The following is a 17,269-nucleotide window of genomic DNA, read 5'->3' as shown; positions in this document are numbered from 1 at the left end:
TAGATCATGACAAATCCGAAAGAATCCGCGTTGCAGGAACCACGCCGCCTCGCCTGCTCCCGCTGCGGCACCGAGTTCGGCTGCGACCTCTCGGGAAGCTGCTGGTGCGCGGAGGAGACGGCAAAGCTGCCGATGCCGCTCGAGGGCGAGGATTGCTTGTGCCGGGAGTGTTTAAGGAAAGCGGCGGCGCGTAGCCCGGATGGAGCGCAAGCGTAATCCGAGATTCGTTCCGCGGGCGCCGACCCGGATTTCGCTTGCGCTCCATCCGGGCTACGAAGGCTAAACGCGATGTCCCGGCGATGTCCGCGCCATGCCGTCGAACGCATCCAGCAGTCTTTCGCGCCAGGCATAGACCGGATCGTCCGCCTCCAGCAGCTTGAACGGGCTGACCACGCGCGCCCATTGAAAACCGCCGAACACGATGTAGTCCGCGTAGTTCGGTGCATTGCCACCGATATAGGGCTGCTTCTTCAGTGTCTGGCGCATCACCTCCAGCGACTTGCGGAACGCGACCACGCCGGTGTCGCGGCTCGCCATGACCTCTTCCAGGCTCTTGCCGCCGAAGCGCGCCTCGCGCGACTTGCGGAAATAGGCGGCATCGACCTCATTCAGATTCTTCGGGATGTCGGCGATGATGAGCGGAAAGATGCCGCCCACGATGGCGATGTCGCCCCACGCATTGATCATGCGCGCCATGGCGCGGCCGCCCTCGCCGCCGAACAGCGACGGACGATCCGGAAAATTGTCTTCCAGATAATTCGCGATGGTCCAGGAATCGACCACCGCCTTGTCGTCGTGCAACAGCACCGGAACCTTATCCGAGCCGTGCGGCGCAAGCGTGCTCTTCTCGGTGAAGCGCCAGGGCAGCGATTCCGCCGCCAGCCCCTTGTGCGCCAGCGCCATCCGCGTGCGCCAGCAATACGGGCTGAACGGACGAGAGGCATCGATGCCGACGAGTTCGTAGAGTTTGAGTGACATCATTCGCGGCCTCCTCATGCTCCGTCATTGCGAGCGCAGCGAAGCAATCCACACTGCCGCCGCGGAGACATTCTGGATTGCTTCGCTTGCGCTCGCAATGACGTTGTGGAGACCGTCACCGCCCGTTCGTGCGCAACAGCCTCTCGCCATCCTCCGTCACCGCGATGATCAGCCCCATTCCGGGCAGCGTTTCGCGCGCGACGTAGCCACGGTCCGCGGCGTCCTCCCAGACGGTGAGGCGCGGGCACGAGGTCTTCCAGGTCGCGATCACCTCGGCATAGGCGCGCGGCTCGCGCGCGACCCATTCGACGAAGTCCAGCACCAGCGGATCGGCCGTCTCGCTCATTGCAAACCTCCCTTGTCGAAGGCGGCCAGCACCGGGGTACGAACCAGGAGCCAACCGCCATAGGCGATGTAGTAGCAGGCGATGGTGGTGATCAGCTGGTTCGACCAGGTGACGAATTGCTGGTCGGTCATGGCTTCGAGAATGCGCCGCGCCAGCGTGGTGCCGAGCATCGAGGCCGCAATCGCAACGCCGGCGAGCACGGGATCGAGGCTCGCAGCCTGGTCGATGATGCCGCCGAAATAGACCAGCTTGGTGAAATGGCTGACGAGCTGGCACATCGCCTTCGTCGCGACCTTCTCGCGCCGGCCGAAATTGCCGCCGAGGAAGAAGGTGTCGAGCAGCGGGCCGGAGACGCCGGTCATCAGCATCAGACCCATGCAGATCGTGCCATAGACCGTGCCCTGCCAGAGACGGTCCGGATCGGGCTTGACGTTCGCGGGAAGCAGCCGCGCCATGAACGGCGTGGCGCCCAGCATCAGCAGCGCGACCGGCTTGTCCGGCACGTAGCGGGTGAGTGACCATGCTGCGAGCGCGACCGCGCAGCCGACCAGATAATTCGCGACCGGTCGCCAGCGGATATGCGCCCGCCACAGGAACGCGCGCCATCCGTTCGAGGCCATCTGCGTGATCGCATGCAGCACCATCGCGGTCGGCAAAGGCATCAGGGCCAGCAGCACGCCGATCAGGATCAGCCCGCCCGCCATGCCGAACAGTCCCGACAGGAATGCGGTGGCGACCATCAGCAATCCGAGGGCAGCGATCATGAGGGGCGTCACGCGCAGGATCTCCAGGTTCTCGGGTCAGGGACGCAGGCCGCTAAGGTGAACGTGCCTCGCTTGCCCCTTCTCCGCAAACTGAGTTATCTTGCCCTGGCATCAGCTTTCCTGAGGGTCGGACATTTGCGGCGGCTGCTGTTTCTCAACGGCATCAAGGCGTTCGAAGCGGCGGCGCGGACCGGCAGCTTTGCTGCGGCCGGACTGGAGCTGAGCGTGTCGGCGGCCGCTGTCAGCCGCATGGTCCATCTGCTCGAAGAGCGGCTCGGCGTCGCGTTGTTCGAGCGCAAGGCCAATCGCCTGGTGCTGACGCAGGCCGGCCGCGCCTATCAAAGCGGGCTGACCCCGATCTTCGATGCGCTGGCGAGCCTCACTGCGCAGGTGACGGCGCCTGCAAGCGTCCGCGTGCTCACCATCGGCGTCGGCCACACCTTTGCGATGCGCTGGCTGATCCCGCGCCTGTCGGAGTTTCGCAGCGAGGAACCCGACATCGAGGTGCGCTTCACCACCGGCGGCGCGGCGGTGCCGTTCGGCGAGGACTGGAGCTGCGGCATCAAGCTCGGCACCGGCGACTGGCCCGGCCTCGTCGCCGAGCCGCTGTTCGCAGGCGACCTCACTCCCGTCTGCGTGCCCCGCCTCGCGGGCGGCCTGAAACGCCCGGCCGACCTGAAGGGGCCAAGCCTGATCCGCGTCGCGCACTCAGCCGAGGACTGGCCGATCTGGCTGAAGGCCGCGGGCGTTGCGCGGATCAACGCGCGTGGGCCCGAGTTCCAGTTCTACGGCCAGGCGCTCCAGGCCGCTGCCGACGGGCTCGGCATCGCCATGGGCATCCGCCCCTATATCGACGACGATCTCGCGGCCGGCCGGCTGGTGGCACCATTCGACCTCTCGGTGCCCAAGGGCATGCGCTGGTACCTGCTCTATCGCAGCTTTCAGACCGAGCAGCGCGACTTTGCCGCCTTCCGCCGCTGGATCATGCGTGCGGCGTCGGAACCCGCCGCCCGCCCGCGGCGGATCGGCCGGGCCGGCGCACGGAACTGAAGCCTCTTCGATAGGCTTGGGCAAAAAAGCCGCTCCGCTTGTGAACGGCTTCACATCCTGAATTCCGCAAATGTGGTCCCCTGACCCTCCGAGAAGAAAAGTGGGACCTACACTCATGACGACCCTTTACGACGGCTTTGACATCGAATCCTTCGAAGCTGGCAAGGGGCTGTGGCACGCGCGGATCCGCCGGGCCGATTTCAGCCCGGTGGCCATCGACGGCGTGCTGTTTCCTGCCATGGAAGTCGGCTTCGCCTGGCCCGATCGCGATGCCGCGATTGCCGATGCCAAGCACCACATCGATCGCTTCCGCCGGCGGGCCGAGGGCGAGGACGAATAGGGCGAAGGGGTCCGCAGGCGGACCAGAGACAGGGCGGCGCTGGGGGGGAACACCGATCATGTCCATCATCGAAACCGACACAGCGCGGCCGCGGATCTACGACCGCGCGGTGTTATCCAACTGCCCGGAATGCGACGGCGATCTCGCGGTGCTCCGCGTGATCGACGGCCGCGCCGGATGCGAGTACTGGACCATGCGCTGCACCGATTGCGGCGGCATCCATCTCGACATCCTCGAACCGTATCGGGCGCCCGGGAACGACGAGGGGCCGCTGCCGGCGGCGTGAAGGTCCCGGCCTGCTGCCAACCTGCTGTCAGCAGCGCGCATGGCGGCGGGCATTCACCCTTTATCGTGGGGCGGACTCGTCCCATATTCGCCCCATGGCGAAGAAACCTGCATCCTCCGAAAAATCCGGCAAATCCCCCAAGACCAAGGCCCCGAACTCGAAGGCACATCGCCCCGATGTACAGCCGATCGGGCCGGCGCTGGCCGAGCTGCTCAATCCCGCGATCAATCGCGGCGATGCCGGCCTTGGATCGGGGACTGGCTTGCAGCCGCCGCCGGACAATTCGCGCGACCGCCGCGCCGGGGGCGAGGCCGCCGCGCACCGCGCGCGGGCCTCGACGCCGAAGGAGTTCCCGCAGGATGCTGCGCGGCCGATGCCGCTGCGGCCCAATCCGCAGCCGCCGGGCGCCCGTCAATCCAGTGAGCTTGCTGGCCTGGAGGAAGCGCCGCAGGCCAATTACGGAACCGCGGCCACGATCCCGACGCTCGATCCGGAACTGGCCCGGCAGCTCGGCCTTCCCACCGAGGAGGACGATGCCGAGGCATTGGCGCGCCCGCCGCGCAGCAAGATGGAGGCGCTCGGCGTCAAGGCGACCGCGGATGCGCTGGAGTCGCTGATCCGCGAGGGCCGGCCGGAGTTTCGCAAGGGCGACGGCTCCATGCAGGTGTGGACGCCGCACCGGCCGCCGCGCCCGGAGAAGTCCGAGGGCGGCGTCCGCTTCGAGATCAAGTCGGCCTACGAGCCCAAGGGCGACCAGCCGACCGCGATCGCCGAGCTGGTCGAGGGCATCAACCGCAACGACCGTTCGCAGGTGCTGTTAGGCGTCACCGGCTCAGGCAAGACCTACACCATGGCCAAGGTGATCGAGGCGACGCAGCGCCCGGCCCTGATCCTGGCGCCGAACAAGACGCTCGCCGCCCAGCTCTATGGCGAGTTCAAGAACTTCTTCCCCGACAACGCGGTCGAGTATTTCGTCTCGTACTACGATTATTACCAGCCGGAGGCCTACGTCCCCCGCACCGACACTTATATCGAGAAGGATTCCTCGATCAACGAGCAGATCGACCGCATGCGCCACTCGGCGACGCGCGCGCTGCTGGAACGCGACGACGTCATCATCGTCGCCTCGGTGTCCTGTATCTACGGTATCGGTTCGGTCGAGACCTACACCGCGATGACCTTCGCCCTGAAGAAGGGCGAGCGCATCGACCAGCGCCAGCTCATCGCCGACCTCGTCGCGCTGCAATACAAGCGCACCCAGGCCGATTTCACCCGCGGCACCTTCCGTGTCCGCGGCGACGTCATCGACATCTTCCCGGCGCACTATGAAGACCGCGCCTGGCGCGTGAACCTGTTCGGCGACACCATCGAGACCATCGAGGAGTTCGACCCGCTTACCGGCCACAAGCAGGACGAGCTCGAATTCATCAAGATGTACGCCAACTCGCACTATGTGACGCCGCGCCCGACGCTGGTGCAGGCGATCAAGTCGATCAAGTCGGAGCTGAAGCAGCGGCTCGACCAGTTGCACGATCAGGGCCGCCTGCTGGAGGCGCAGCGGCTGGAGCAGCGCACCACCTTCGACCTCGAGATGATGGAGGCGACGGGCAGCTGCGCCGGCATCGAGAACTATTCGCGCTATCTCACGGGACGCCGCCCCGGCGAGCCGCCGCCGACGCTGTTCGAATACGTCCCCGATAACGCGCTGATCTTCGCCGACGAGAGCCACGTCACCATTCCGCAGATCGGCGCCATGTTCCGCGGCGACTTCCGCCGCAAGGCGACGCTGGCGGAATACGGCTTCCGCCTGCCCTCCTGCATGGACAACCGCCCGCTTCGCTTCGAGGAGTGGGACATGATGCGGCCGCAGACCGTCGCCGTTTCCGCCACGCCCGGCAGCTGGGAGCTGAACGAGAGCGGCGGCGTGTTCGTCGAGCAGGTCATTCGCCCGACCGGGCTGATCGATCCGCCCGTCGACATCCGCCCGGCGCGAACGCAGGTGGACGATCTCGTCGGCGAGGTGCGCGCCACCGCGCAGGCCGGCTATCGCTCGCTGATCACGGTGCTGACCAAGCGCATGGCGGAGGACCTCACCGAATATCTGCACGAGCAGGGCATTCGCGTGCGCTATATGCACTCGGACATCGACACCATCGAGCGCATCGAGATCATCAGAGATCTGCGGCTCGGTGCGTTCGACGCGCTGGTCGGCATCAACCTCTTGCGCGAAGGCCTCGACATTCCCGAATGCGCGCTGGTCGCGATCCTCGATGCCGACAAGGAAGGTTTTCTCCGCAGCGAGACCTCGCTGATCCAGACCATCGGCCGCGCCGCGCGCAACGTCGACGGCAAGGTGATCCTCTATGCCGACCAGATGACCGGCTCGATGGAGCGCGCCATCGCCGAGACCAACCGCCGCCGCGAGAAGCAGGTCGAGTACAACACCGCCAACGGCATCACGCCGGAGAGCGTGAAGAAGCAGATCGGCGACATCCTCAACTCGGTCTACGAGCGCGACCACGTGCTGGTCGAGGTCGGCGGTCACGACATGACCGACGACGTCATCTCGATCGGCCACAATTTCGAAGCCGTGCTCGCCGATCTCGAAACCCGTATGCGCGAGGCTGCGGCCGACCTGAACTTCGAGGAGGCCGCGCGCCTGCGCGACGAGGTCAAGCGCCTGCGCGCCACCGAGCTCGCCGTGGTCGACGACCCCACCGCCAAGCAGCGCACCGTGCAGGGCAAGGCCGGCGCCTATGCCGGCTCGAAGAAATACGGCGACGCGGCGAATTTGCCGGTCAGCGCGATGAAGAACAAGAGCGCCGCAACCGCGCTCAAGGCCGGCGGCGGCAAAGGCTCTCGCGTGCACAAGCCGCATCTCGACGAGATGCACGGCCCGGAGTCGTTGCCGTATCGCGAGAGCCGCGCACTGCCGTCAAAGCCGTTCGGCAGCACGAGCAGGATCATCCAGCCGACGGACTCGCGGCAGTCCGGACCGGAGTTTGGGCCAGCGCCGAAATCGACGGGTGGCGCGCCGGGGCGACGGGGTGGGTGGAAGAAGAGGTAGGCGCAACCGCGCGAGTGGTCGTTATGGATTCCGGGCTCGCTGCTTCGCAGCGCCCCGGAATGACGAGGAGAGATTTGTTCTCCTCACCTCACACTCACCACGGCCGTCACCGACAGCAGCAGCACGATCGTCACGAGCTGGCGCGATATCCGGGGGGTGATGTGAGATGGGTCAGGTCAGGCGGTGCGGCCGCGGACTTCGCCTCTCCCCGCGTGCCCAGGGCTATCGCATATGAATTCCACGGGGACCGTCTGCAGGCTTGCTCCGCCTCTCCCGCTTGCGGGAGAGGCGGACGCGCTCGCAGAGCGCGGCGGGTGAGGGCTCTCGCCGCACAGCGACGTCCTCAGTTAATCTCAATAATCCCAGCGCGGAGCCCCCTCTCCCCAACCCTCGCCCGCAAGCGGGGGAGGAAGCCCGCTGCCGATGCCGCTGCATTCTGCACATGATATGCGATTGCCCTGCCCGCCTGCGGCAGCGCCATCTCACATGACCCTGGCGGCGCCTGAGCGCGCCACGTCCTGCGAGACGGCGCTTACGCGCCTCCGCCTGCACCAAGCGCATTGCGCCATGCGCGCCACGCAACCGGATGGGCGGGAATTGCTGCATACCGCAATTCAACCCGCAATTGCATGCCATGAACCAGGCATGGCGCTCGCGCGTCATATCGTCTGCAACGTCCCTGTGACCTCGCGGATTGCCGGTGCGCGCAACCGCGCCTTGGCGTTGCGCGGCGGCACGGGCCAGACGAGGACGGGCGGGATGACGGTCGAGAAGCTGAATCGCCAACGCATCGTGCATCTGCTCGAGGCTTTCGCGCGGGGCGATATCGAGGCGGCGCTGGCGTGCTGCACCGACGACGTCGACTTCCTCACCCACGCGCCGATCGACGTGCTGCCGCACATGGAGCCGCGCCACGGCAAGCAGGAGCTGCGCGAGCTCTGGCGGACGGTCTGGTCGCGCTATTCGGAGATCCGCTACAAGGCGCCGCACATCCTGGCCGAGGGCGAGGCGGTGGCGACCTACATGCACGCCTATTTCAAGAAGCGCGGCAACGGCCGCATCGTGCAGTTCGACATGGCGGTGTTCTACACCTTCCGCGGCGGGCTGGTGTCGGAGATCCGGGAGATAATCGATTCCTACGACCTGGTGCAGCAGGTGCTGGAGCGGGAGATCGGGCCGCTGATCACGAGGGCGCGGAGGGATTGATGCTTCTCCCCGCCTGGAACCGCCGGGACCGGGCAATTACGGGGTTCTGTTGCAAATCTCACAAAAATCCGGTCAATGATGCATTGCAAAAACGTGAATTGCGTTTGGGCCGAAATCCCTTAAGTTGTTTGTATACAAATGAGTTGAGCGCCCCGGCACCGTAACCGTGTATGGGGTTGTTTTCCGTTTCTTCGCAAGCCAGCTTCAGGACGTCCCAAAATGACAGAGCACAGTCTCTGGCGTTTCTCGCGCGCGTTGCACCGCGCGATCAACGACCGGCAGTTCGAGGACATCGAAGCCCTCATCGACGAGGACGTCGAGTGGGCGCTCTACGGCCCGATCGACATGTTTCCGTTCCTCGGTGCGCGCCAAGGCAAGGAGGCCGTGCTCGACGTCATCCGCCAACTCGCCGACAATTTCCACGTTCGCCGCTTCGACCGCGAGAGCATCATGCTGGGCATCGATTCCGCCGCCTCGATGCTGCGCTATTCGCTGACGGCGCTGGATTCCAACAAGCCGATCAGCTTGCGCGTGGCGCAGTTCGCCCAGTTCAGGGCGGGCAAGCTCGCCAGCATGCGCGTGCTGATCGACACCTTCGATCTGGTCGAGCAGGCACTCGGCCGCGCCATTCATCTGCCGAAGATGACCAGCATCGGCTAACGCATGATCCGGACCCGAAGGGCCGCGTTAGCGCAAAGTGCGAAGCGGTGTTCCGAGAAGATCATGCGCAAACAACAACCTAAAGCGCGATGATGATCATCGCGCTTTAGGGGGGACGCCAACGGGCCCCGTTTGTCGGGACCGACGACAGGGCTACCGCGACGTCCCGGCCTCCAGCCCCGCCGGATGCCGTCGCATCAAGAGCTCGTCATCGGGCGCGCGCCGTTCGCGCGGCCCGTTGGTTCGCGTCCCGTGGCGAACCGCCACAATTCCGCAACGATGAAGCAACATTTTGCGGGCGGAATGGCGCATGGTCTTTGCGGAGGCCCGATATATATTGTCGGAAAGCATGCGCCGGGGTTCGCGGGCAGGACGATGGAATTCTCGACAGGGTTTGGCTGGACCAGGCTGCCAGTGTTGGCGGCCGCATTCATTTTGGGCTCGGTGCTGACGGCCGCGGCGCAGATCATTCCGCCCACGGCGGCTGCGCCTGACGACGAGGCGACCGAGGCGACAGAGACCGCCGACGTCAACGATCCCGACGTGCTCAAGGGCATCGACGTCGACAAGCTCGACTGGAGCCAGCTCGCCGTCGATGCCGGAACCGGCATCGATCCCATGGCCGCCAAGAAGCGCGCCCAGGCCGCGGCCAGGGACGGCCTGGACTGGTCGTCGAACCCCAATGCAAACGGCTCCTCGGCCGTGACCGTGAAGCAGTCCGTGTTCTCGTTCTGGGATACGCGGATCGGCGCCGACATGACGGTGACGAGCGAGCCGCGGACGATGTCCGAGCTGCTGGCGCAGAAGGCCACCAATGGCGGCAGCCTGCCCCAATCCTCCGGCAGTGCCTGGGCCACCGCGACCGCGCCGGGCGCGGGCTCAATCTGGGACAAGACCGCGGTGGAAGCCCGGGTCGATCCCGGCGCCGAGCACAGCAAGATCGGGGCATCGCTGACCAAGTCGGTGCCGCTCTCGGGCGACACCTCGCTGACGCTCCAGAACGGCTATAGCGTCAACCAGCAGGGCACCACCGCCCTCCCCGGCATCGGCGGACACGTCACGCGCAATTACGAGACCGACCAGACCGCCAAGGTCACCCTCACCGACACCGGCACCAGCATCACCGCCGGCCAGACGCTGTCGACCACCTACGACAAATGGCTGCGCAGATTCGGTGCCGAACAGAAGCTGTTCGACAACGTCACGGTCTCCGGCTCGGTCGGCGAGACCTCGCAAGGCGCGATCAACAAGAGCCTGACGGCAGGGTTCAAGAAGAGCTGGTGAGCCCTTCGCCTCTCCCCGCGTGCGGCAGGGCTATCGCACATTGGAAGTGGCTATGGGCACCGACTGTGTCCACGGCGTGATGGCCGGGCTTGTCCGGCCATGACGACCTCTGCAAAATTCAAATGCGATTCCCTGCCGCCTGCGGGGACAGGGCCATCGCCGCAACGGCGTTCACACTCTCCTAACCATGCGCCACGGCAAAACCCCTGAATCGTCCCCCTCTGCCGCATCTCGGCCCATTTGCGGCCAAATTCGGACGCACAGATGGGAAAGCCTCACAGACGTCGTCGTGCGGGGGACACTCGCGCTGCGCTCAACGCGAACAGGGGAACAACGATGAACGCCACCCGTCCCGAAAAGATCGAAGCCACCGAGACCGAGACGGTCGACACCAACCTCGCCGCCGTGACCGAGGTCGAAGCCGGCATCCGCGATTTCGTCCGCAACGACATCGCCTATCTGCGCCGCCCGGCCGCGACCAGCACGGACGCGCCGCCGCTCGACCCGAGCGCGGAAGCCACCGTCAACAACGTCAACTCGCTGATCCAGCGCGTCGCCGGCACCTCGCTTGCCGAGATCGAGAACTTGATCTCCGAGCTCGAGAGCCTGCGCGACCTGCTCCACGCCGAAGGCCAGCGCGTCCAGCGCGAGATCTCCGGTTATGCCCAGCTCAGCCAGGCCGCGATGAAGTCGACCCGCATGATCGCCGACAACGTCGCGCAGTGGAAGCGCGCCGCCGACGGCCTGCGCAACAGCTGATCACTGCGAACAGCATCATTGGCCGCCGCGTTCCCGGACGGGAGCGCGGCGGTTTTGATTCTCGCGGTCTCGTGCCCCGGACGCGATGCGGCACGCAGTGACGCGTCGCAGAGCCGGGGCCCAGAGCAGGACGAATGCGCAGCGCAATGGGTCCCGGCTCTGCGCAGCAGCGTGCACGCTGCAGCGCGTCCGGGACACGGGCCGGCAGCTTTGAACCCCAAGCCCTTCGCCGGCGACCAATGCCAAGCGCCCGCAGCCTTGCGGCCGGGCCTGGGGGACATCTCATGGAAAGCATTCGGCCCGACAACACGGACCCTATCGCGCTACGGCCTGCGGCGAATCAGCTGGGCACGATCATGCTGCGCTTCGTCGGGCTGTTGGCGGTTGCGATCGCCGTCCTGGCGTTCGTCTATAGCCGCTGAGCTGCGGCCGGGTTGCCGGCCGCGATCGTTAACGAAGTCTTACCGGTCCGCTTCCACGGTCGAGGCTTCCAGCGTGTAGGCGCCATCGGCATAGCCCTTCACCACCATACCAGCGGCCAGCATCACGGCCAGCGTCGCGGTCGCGAAGATGAATCCAACGAGTTTGAGTGCGCCGCGGTCTGCCATGGTCCTCGTCCCCTGTCTCTGCCAGTTCGTTTCAAATAGGCAGCGACAGGTTCATAATTAGTTAGCAACTCACTGGTTCCGCCGAACTGCTGCGCGGCAACCATGTTGCGCAGGCTTATGGCAGCCACCCGGAATCGCGTCCATAGCGTCAGGGCAACACTCGGCTGGTTTCTCGCCTCGCTCTCCGCGTTCTCACGGGAAGAGGTAAGGGAAACGGCGACCGCCTCGATCGATTCTAAATCACGCGCCCTTGCGCATCGGCACGAAGGCCGAGGCGGTGATGGAATAGACTTCCTCGCCGCGCTGGTTGGTGCCGGCGGTGCGGGCCGTCAGAATGCCCCAGCCGGGGCGCGAGGCCGACATGCGCTTGTCGATGACGACATTGACGTAAGCGACGGTGTCGCCGGCGAGCACGGGCCTGATCCAGCGCAGGTCACGAAAGCCCGGCGACGGGCCCCACACCGCGACCTCCTCGCCGCGCGCCGCCGCCTCCCGTGCCAGACGCTGGCCGTCGGCGACAAGCAGGCTCATGCAAGCCGAGCCGACATGCCAGCCGGAGGCGGCGAGCCCGCCGAACAGCGAGTTCTTGCCCTCCTCCTCGTCGAGGTGAAAGCGCTGCGGATCGAACTTTGCGGCGAATGTCTTGATGGCCTCGGCCGTGAACGTATAGCTGCCGATCTCGCGGCGCTGTCCGATGGCGATGTCTTCGAAGAACCGCATCAGACCGCTCCCTCGCGCCGCTTGATCAGGATCGGCGAGGTCATCTCCGCGAGGGACTGCCCCTTGGCGTTGCGCGCGGTGCATTTGAATTTGACGATGCCGAGCTCCGGTCGGCTCTTCGAGGTGCGCGCCTCAAGGACGTCGACGTCGAGCATGAGATCGTCGCCTGGTCGAAGTGGCGACATCCAGCGCACCTCGTCCACGCCGGGCGAGCCGAGTGATGCGGCACGGGTGATGAAGCCATCGGCCATCATCCGCATCATCAGCGAGCAGAGGTGCCAGCCCGAGCCGGACAGGCCGCGCAGCATGCTTTTCGCCGCCGCCTCCTCGTCGAGGTGCATCGGCTGCGGGTCGAACTCGGCGGCAAAGGCCAAAATCTCGTCGCGGGTGACATGACGCGGGCCGAACGTTCCGAACCGGCCGGGCGGGAAATCTTCGAAGGTCAGGGTCATCTTGGGATTGGTTGGCGGAAATGACAGATTGTGGCCGCACTTTGCGGCAATCTCAACCCGCCGGCCCGCATGGCTCATGCTACATTCGACGCGGCGGTCCGGCCTTGAGTCGGATGCACCGAGAGCCGAGACCCGATTTGACGTCCCGACTTGCCTGGGGAGAGCAATGTTTTCATTCAGCGACCTGTTTCAGTGGGACCGTTTCATCACGCCGACGATCATCAAGACCTTCTACTGGCTGGTGATCGCGCTGATCTGCCTGTTCGGCCTCTCCGGCATCTTCTCCGGCCTAGCTGCGATGGCGATCAGCCCGTTCGGCGGTTTCCTCGTGCTGCTGTCCTCGATCGCCAGCGTCGTGGTCGGCATCGTGTTCTCGCGCATCGTCGCGGAGCTGATCCTGATCGTTTTCCGCATCAACGAGCATCTCGGCGCGATAAGGGACCAGGGCGGCGGGATGCGCTAGCCCGTCATTGCGAGGAGCGAAGCGACGAAGCAATCCAGACTGCCACCGCGGAAACAGTCTGCTTCGCTTCGCTCGCAATGACGAGGAGAGATCCTACGTATTGAACCTGAAATGCATCACGTCGCCGTCGGCGACGACGTATTCCTTGCCTTCGAGGCGGAGCTTGCCGGCATCGCGCGCGCCGGCCTCGCCGCCGAACGCGACGTAATCCTCATACGCGATGGTCTCGGCGCGGATGAAGCCTTTTTCGAAGTCAGTATGGATCACGCCGGCCGCGGCCGGCGCCTTGGTGCCGCGATGGATGGTCCAGGCGCGCGCTTCCTTCGGGCCCACGGTGAAATAGGTGATGAGATCGAGAAGCCGGTAGCCGGCGCGGATCAGGCGGTCGAGGCCGGCTTCCTCCAGCCCCAGCGTCTCCAGGAACTCGGCACGCTCCTCGCGGGAAATCGTGGCGATCTCGGATTCGATCTTCGCCGAGATGACGACGGCAACCGCGCCTTCCTTGTCGGCCTGCTCCTGCACGGCCTTCGAGAACGAATTGCCGGTCGCAGCCGAGCCTTCCTCGACGTTGCAGACATAGAGCACCGGCTTGGACGACAGCAGGCCGAGCATTCCGAAGGCGCGCTCCTCCTCGGCCTTGCGCTCGACCAGGCGCGCGGGCTTGCCCTCGCGCAGCAGCGCCAGCGTGCGGTTGACGAGGTCGAGCTGCTCCTTGGCGTCCTTGTCGTTGCCCTTGGCCTTCTTGGCGAGATTGTCGACGCGCTTCTCGAGGCTGTCGAGATCGGCGAGCATCAGCTCGGTCTCGATGGTCTCGATGTCGGCGAGCGGGGCGATCTTGCCCTCGACATGGGTGATGTCGGAATCCTCGAAGCAGCGCACCACATGCGCGATGGCGTCGACCTCGCGGATATTGGCGAGGAACTGGTTGCCGAGGCCTTCGCCCTTGGAGGCGCCGCGCACGAGGCCCGCGATGTCGACGAAGGTCAGCCGCGTCGGAATGATCTGTCCGGACTTGGCGATGGCGGCGAGCTTCTCCAGCCGCGGATCGGGCACGGCGACCTCGCCGACATTCGGCTCGATGGTGCAGAACGGATAGTTCGCGGCCTGCGCCGCGGCCGTCTCGGTCAGCGCGTTGAACAAGGTCGACTTGCCGACATTGGGCAATCCGACGATCCCGCATTTGAATCCCATGGTGGTCCTGGCCTCCGCGCTTCGCGCGTCAATGTCTTCCGAACTCGTCATGCGCGGGCTTGACCCGCGCATCCATCGTCTTCGAAGGATGGATCGCCGGATCAAGTCCGGCGATGACAGGATGTTAGTCCTTGCCGTTGTCGTCCTTGGTCAAAAATCCCTTCGCCTGCATGGCGAGATGCACCCTGTTGGCGAAGGTCGCGTCCGTGCCCTTGGCAAGCAGCGCGGCGTGCTCGGCGACAGCGTCGCAGAGCGTCGCCACCCATTCGTTGTCGGCCTTGGCGAAGTCCGACAGCACGTGGCCGTGCACCAGTTCCTTGACGCCGGGATGACCGATGCCGAGCCTGACCCGGCGGTAGTCGTTGCCGATATGCGCCGAGATCGAGCGCAGGCCGTTATGGCCGGCGATGCCGCCGCCGATCTTCACCCGCACCTTGCCCGGCGGCAGCTCGAGCTCGTCATGGAACACTGTGACGTCGCCCTCGGCGATCTTGAAGAAGCCTGCCGCTTCCTGAACGCTGCGGCCGGACTCGTTCATGTAGGTCGTGGGCTTGAGCAGGATCACGCGCTCGGATCCGAGCGTGCCTTCCGAGGTCTCGCCCTGAAAGCGGCGGCGCCATGGCGCAAAGCCATGACGCCGCGCGATCTCGTCGACGGCCATGAAGCCGATATTGTGCCGGTTACGTGCGTATTTCGCGCCGGGATTGCCGAGCCCAACAAAGAGTCGCATGACGCGGCGCGCCCCTCGCTCGGCGCGCGATCAAGGACCGCGCGCCAGCCTTGAGAGATTACTTCTTCTTGTCGCCGCCGGCGGGAGCCTTGGCAGCCGCAGCCGGAGCAGCAGCGCCCGCAGCCGGAGCCGCCGCCGGAGCAGCGCCCGCGGCCGGAGCCGCACCACCAGCCGCAGCCGCGGCAGCAGCCTTCTGCTCTTCGGCGTAGCCGGACGGCGGCACGATGGTGACGAGGGTCGCGTCCTCGCGGGTCAGCGCCTTCACGCCGGCCGGCAACTTGATGTCGGTCAGATGCAGGGAGTGACCGATCTCGAGCGAACCGACATCGGCCTCGATGTATTGCGGAATGCTCTCCACGCCGCATTCGAGCTCGATCGCGTGGGCGACGATGTTGACGGTGCCGCCGCGCTTCACGCCCGGGGAGGTTTCCGCCTTCACCACGTGCAGGGGCACGCTGATGCGGATAGTGGCGCCTTCGCCGAGCCGCATGAAGTCGACATGGATCGGGAAGTCCCTGACCGGATCGAGGTGGTAATCGCGCGGAATCACGCGATGCTTCTTGCCGTCGAGGTCGATGTCGACCAGCGTAGTCAGGAACCGGCCCGCGAGGATGCGCTGGCGCAGTTCGCGATCTGCAATCGAGATCGTCAGCGGGGGCTGGTTGTCACCATAGATCACTCCGGGCACTCTGCCGGCGCGACGCTCAGCCCGGGCGGCCCCCTTGCCGCTCTTCGGACGTGCGGTCGCCTTCAATTCCTTGACGGTCGTCGCCATGTCGTTAAGTCCTTGTTTTTGCAAAAGTTAATGGGCCGCAACGCGGCCCATGCATCATCCGCAGCAAGCCTCCAGGGGTGCGGGGGCCGCGAACGTGGCGGGCTTTTACCCGGAAGATGCGGAAATGACAAGGAGAATGGGTCCCTGTCATGCCGGGGCGTGACCCGGGCATCCATCAGGCAGAACCGCACCTTCCGAAGGGGATGGATGGCCGGGTCAGGCCCGGCCATGAGGAGTCGGCGAGACCTCGTCCTTATTGCCCGTCTCAGGGCGTCGGCGTGCCGCCCAGCTTCGCCTCCAGCGCCGCGATCCGCGCCTTCAGGGCTTCGTTCTCCTCGCGCGCCAGGCGCGCCATGTCCTTGACCGCCTCGAACTCCTCGCGCTTGACGAGGTCCATGTCGCGCAGGAATTTTTCCGCCTGGGTGCGCATCACGGTATCGAACTCGCGCTTGACGCCCTGGGCGGCACCGGCGGCGTCGTTCATCAGGCGGCCGATCTCGTCGAAAAACCGGTTGCTGGTCTGGGTCATTTCGGCCTCCGATAAACTTTGCGCGAACTCTCGAAAAGACAATGGCAATCCGCAGGGAACGGTTCAAGAGCCGATCGCAGCTATCCTTGTCATGAATCGGTTTCCTTGCAATCGTATTCACCGTGCCTGCATAAGAAGAATCATGCGGCGTCCGCTGGTGCTCCTTCGCCGCAAACTGGTCCAGACATAGAAGGCGCGATGCCCTTTCTGCTGATCGACTTTCCTGCCTTCAAGCCGATCGCGATCGAGATCGGTCCCTTCGCGATCCGCTGGTATGCGCTGGCCTATATCTGCGGCATCGTGTTCGGCTGGCTCTATGCGCGCTCGCTCCTGAAGAACGAGCGCCTGTGGGGCGGACCGGCGCCGATCTCGCTGGTGCAGATCGACGACTTCATCCTGTGGGTCACGCTCGGCATCATCCTCGGCGGCCGCACCGGCTACGTGCTGTTCTACAATCTGCCCTTCTTCGTCGATCATCCCGCCGCGATCTTCAGACTGTGGGAGGGCGGCATGTCGTTCCATGGCGGCTTCCTCGGCTGCGTCGTCGCGGTAATGTGGTTCGCCTATCGCAACGGCATCTCGATCCTGTCGCTCGGCGACATCACCACCGCCGTCGCCCCGGTCGGCCTGCTGCTCGGGCGCATCGCCAATTTCATCAACGGCGAATTGTGGGGCCGCGCCACGGACCCGAGCCTGCCCTGGGCGATGATCTTCCCCAACGATCCCACGCAGCTGCCGCGCCATCCGAGCCAGCTTTATGAAGCGGGCATGGAGGGCATCCTGCTGTTCACCGTGCTCGCCATCATGATCCGCTTCGGCGCCTTGAGGCGCCCCGGCATGATCCTCGGCGCCTTCATCCTGATCTACGGCCTGAGCCGGATCGCCGGCGAACATTTCCGCGAGCCGGACGCGCAGCTCGGTTTCCTCTGGGGCGGGTTAACCATGGGCATGCTGTTGTCGATCCCGATGCTTATCGTCGGCGCGATACTTATTGTATGGGCTGTCAGGCGGGGGGCGCCGAAGCCCCTCCAGGCCATTCGCTAGTTTTTCGAGAAGATAGC

The 17,269-nt window shown here is 65.3% G+C and carries 22 protein-coding genes; 12 read left to right on the top strand and 10 right to left on the bottom strand.

What is annotated here, in order from left to right; genetic code table 11:
* Positions 1-6: 6 nt before the first annotated feature.
* Positions 7-216 carry a cysteine-rich CWC family protein gene (locus EHH60_RS38060; protein ID WP_124160406.1) on the top strand — a complete coding sequence of 70 codons (210 nt, stop codon included), beginning with the start codon at positions 7-9 and terminating at the stop codon, positions 214-216.
* A 63-nt stretch (positions 217-279) separates the two neighbouring features.
* Here EHH60_RS38060 and EHH60_RS15905 read toward each other — a convergent pair whose 3' ends face one another.
* The 3 genes from EHH60_RS15905 to EHH60_RS15895 all read right to left on the bottom strand — a co-directional run bounded on the left by EHH60_RS15905 (position 280) and on the right by EHH60_RS15895 (position 2,100).
* Positions 280-978 (bottom strand): glutathione S-transferase family protein, encoded by a 699-nt coding sequence (locus EHH60_RS15905; RefSeq protein ID WP_124160591.1) that lies wholly within the window; start codon positions 976-978, stop codon positions 280-282.
* A 115-nt stretch (positions 979-1,093) separates the two neighbouring features.
* Positions 1,094-1,324 (bottom strand): hypothetical protein, encoded by a 231-nt coding sequence (locus EHH60_RS15900; protein ID WP_124160405.1) that lies wholly within the window; start codon positions 1,322-1,324, stop codon positions 1,094-1,096.
* The gene (locus tag EHH60_RS15895; protein ID WP_124160404.1) at positions 1,321-2,100 is read right to left on the bottom strand and encodes a sulfite exporter TauE/SafE family protein; all 780 of its coding nucleotides are present in this window, start codon (positions 2,098-2,100) and stop codon (positions 1,321-1,323) included. The genes EHH60_RS15900 and EHH60_RS15895 overlap by 4 nt, the downstream gene beginning before the upstream one ends.
* Before the next feature lie 123 nt (positions 2,101-2,223).
* On the opposite strand from EHH60_RS15895, the gene EHH60_RS15890 reads away from it, so the two are divergent.
* From EHH60_RS15890 to EHH60_RS37545, 9 genes are all read left to right on the top strand, one after another.
* Positions 2,224-3,138 carry a LysR substrate-binding domain-containing protein gene (locus EHH60_RS15890; protein WP_124160590.1) on the top strand — a complete coding sequence of 305 codons (915 nt, stop codon included), beginning with the start codon at positions 2,224-2,226 and terminating at the stop codon, positions 3,136-3,138.
* Positions 3,139-3,253: 115 nt separating this feature from the next.
* On the top strand, positions 3,254-3,478 hold the full coding sequence (locus EHH60_RS15885) for a hypothetical protein (RefSeq protein ID WP_124160403.1): 225 nt from the start codon (positions 3,254-3,256) through the stop codon (positions 3,476-3,478).
* Positions 3,479-3,536: 58 nt separating this feature from the next.
* The gene (locus tag EHH60_RS15880) at positions 3,537-3,764 is read left to right on the top strand and encodes a hypothetical protein (protein ID WP_124160402.1); all 228 of its coding nucleotides are present in this window, start codon (positions 3,537-3,539) and stop codon (positions 3,762-3,764) included.
* A 94-nt stretch (positions 3,765-3,858) separates the two neighbouring features.
* Positions 3,859-6,831: an excinuclease ABC subunit UvrB gene (uvrB, locus tag EHH60_RS15875; RefSeq protein ID WP_124160401.1), complete on the top strand. Its 2,973-nt coding sequence runs from the start codon at positions 3,859-3,861 to the stop codon at positions 6,829-6,831.
* Between the two features lie 759 nt (positions 6,832-7,590).
* Positions 7,591-8,037, top strand: a complete 447-nt coding sequence (locus EHH60_RS15870; protein WP_124160589.1) for a nuclear transport factor 2 family protein — start codon at positions 7,591-7,593, stop codon at positions 8,035-8,037.
* A gap of 219 nt (positions 8,038-8,256) precedes the next feature.
* Positions 8,257-8,697, top strand: coding sequence for a nuclear transport factor 2 family protein (locus EHH60_RS15865; protein ID WP_124160400.1), 441 nt, complete (start codon positions 8,257-8,259; stop codon positions 8,695-8,697).
* A gap of 375 nt (positions 8,698-9,072) precedes the next feature.
* Entirely contained in the window at positions 9,073-9,981 is a 909-nt protein-coding gene (locus EHH60_RS15860; RefSeq protein WP_124160399.1) for a hypothetical protein, read from the top strand.
* A gap of 336 nt (positions 9,982-10,317) precedes the next feature.
* Entirely contained in the window at positions 10,318-10,740 is a 423-nt protein-coding gene (locus tag EHH60_RS15855; protein ID WP_124160398.1) for a hypothetical protein, read from the top strand.
* 284 nt (positions 10,741-11,024) lie between these two features.
* A complete protein-coding gene (locus EHH60_RS37545) occupies positions 11,025-11,162 on the top strand; it encodes a hypothetical protein (protein ID WP_199751500.1) in 138 nt (45 codons plus the stop codon).
* A 39-nt stretch (positions 11,163-11,201) separates the two neighbouring features.
* Here the strand turns inward: EHH60_RS37545 and EHH60_RS37540 are convergent, their stop codons facing one another.
* The 3 genes from EHH60_RS37540 to EHH60_RS15845 form a co-directional block, all read right to left on the bottom strand.
* A complete protein-coding gene (locus EHH60_RS37540; protein WP_199751499.1) occupies positions 11,202-11,348 on the bottom strand; it encodes a hypothetical protein in 147 nt (48 codons plus the stop codon).
* Positions 11,349-11,588: 240 nt separating this feature from the next.
* Positions 11,589-12,068: a MaoC family dehydratase gene (locus EHH60_RS15850; RefSeq protein ID WP_124160397.1), complete on the bottom strand. Its 480-nt coding sequence runs from the start codon at positions 12,066-12,068 to the stop codon at positions 11,589-11,591.
* On the bottom strand, positions 12,068-12,520 hold the full coding sequence (locus EHH60_RS15845) for a MaoC family dehydratase (protein WP_124160588.1): 453 nt from the start codon (positions 12,518-12,520) through the stop codon (positions 12,068-12,070). Before EHH60_RS15845 ends, EHH60_RS15850 begins: the two co-directional genes overlap by 1 nt.
* A 166-nt stretch (positions 12,521-12,686) precedes the next feature.
* On the opposite strand from EHH60_RS15845, the gene EHH60_RS15840 reads away from it, so the two are divergent.
* Positions 12,687-12,983 carry a DUF4282 domain-containing protein gene (locus EHH60_RS15840; protein ID WP_018648333.1) on the top strand — a complete coding sequence of 99 codons (297 nt, stop codon included), beginning with the start codon at positions 12,687-12,689 and terminating at the stop codon, positions 12,981-12,983.
* Positions 12,984-13,076: 93 nt separating this feature from the next.
* Here EHH60_RS15840 and ychF read toward each other — a convergent pair whose 3' ends face one another.
* The 4 genes from ychF to EHH60_RS15815 all read right to left on the bottom strand — a co-directional run bounded on the left by ychF (position 13,077) and on the right by EHH60_RS15815 (position 16,208).
* Positions 13,077-14,174: a redox-regulated ATPase YchF gene (gene ychF / locus EHH60_RS15835; protein ID WP_124160587.1), complete on the bottom strand. Its 1,098-nt coding sequence runs from the start codon at positions 14,172-14,174 to the stop codon at positions 13,077-13,079.
* A 124-nt stretch (positions 14,175-14,298) separates the two neighbouring features.
* Positions 14,299-14,904: an aminoacyl-tRNA hydrolase gene (pth, locus tag EHH60_RS15830; RefSeq protein ID WP_124160396.1), complete on the bottom strand. Its 606-nt coding sequence runs from the start codon at positions 14,902-14,904 to the stop codon at positions 14,299-14,301.
* Between the two features lie 58 nt (positions 14,905-14,962).
* Complete coding sequence (locus EHH60_RS15825) at positions 14,963-15,679, bottom strand: 50S ribosomal protein L25/general stress protein Ctc (RefSeq protein WP_124160395.1); 717 nt, start codon at positions 15,677-15,679, stop codon at positions 14,963-14,965.
* 265 nt (positions 15,680-15,944) lie between these two features.
* Positions 15,945-16,208, bottom strand: a complete 264-nt coding sequence (locus EHH60_RS15815; protein WP_124160394.1) for an accessory factor UbiK family protein — start codon at positions 16,206-16,208, stop codon at positions 15,945-15,947.
* Between the two features lie 198 nt (positions 16,209-16,406).
* Between EHH60_RS15815 and lgt the strand changes: the two genes are divergently transcribed.
* Positions 16,407-17,252, top strand: a complete 846-nt coding sequence (lgt, locus tag EHH60_RS15810; protein WP_124160393.1) for a prolipoprotein diacylglyceryl transferase — start codon at positions 16,407-16,409, stop codon at positions 17,250-17,252.
* Positions 17,253-17,269 lie beyond the last annotated feature (17 nt).

The organism is Bradyrhizobium sp. RP6 (assembly GCF_003837805.1).
In the GTDB taxonomy this organism is placed as follows: Bacteria; Pseudomonadota; Alphaproteobacteria; order Rhizobiales; family Xanthobacteraceae; genus Bradyrhizobium.
The sequence above is the reverse complement of the archived record's forward strand: the minus strand, read 5'-3'. Positions and strand labels throughout refer to the sequence as shown.